This is a genomic window from Adlercreutzia sp. DFI.6.23, assembly GCF_024462535.1.
Classification (GTDB): Bacteria; Actinomycetota; Coriobacteriia; order Coriobacteriales; family Eggerthellaceae; genus Adlercreutzia; species Adlercreutzia rubneri.
The window spans coordinates 1-295 of sequence record NZ_JANGBP010000624.1; the positions used below are offsets into that span (position 1 = coordinate 1).

1 protein-coding gene is annotated in these 295 nt (G+C 64.4%); it reads left to right on the forward strand.

Translation table 11 applies throughout. The features are described from left to right. On the forward strand, nt 1-295 hold a 295-nt coding region (locus NE591_RS14825), incomplete at both ends, for a hypothetical protein (protein ID WP_256157055.1).

Consider the following 295-nt stretch of genomic DNA (forward strand, 5'->3'; position numbering starts at 1 on the left):
GGCACAGGGCCTGCCGCCCTGTTCGACCGCATCGCGCTCGTGACCCATGGCGGCTATGTGGGGGCGGCGCTCGCCTGGGTGGGACTCACGCTCTTCGGCCCGGCCATCTCCGCCATCCTGCTCATCGGGGTGGCCATCGTCGGCGTCATCGTCATCGGATTCTCCATCTCCGCGTTTCTGTTTCTTCCGCTCGCCCAAGAAACGCCGCGAGTTGACGGAGAAGAAGAACTCCGAGATCAAGGCCATCTCGCAGCAGGAGCTGGCGAGTTTGAAAGCTGCGAAGGACGGCTACGCC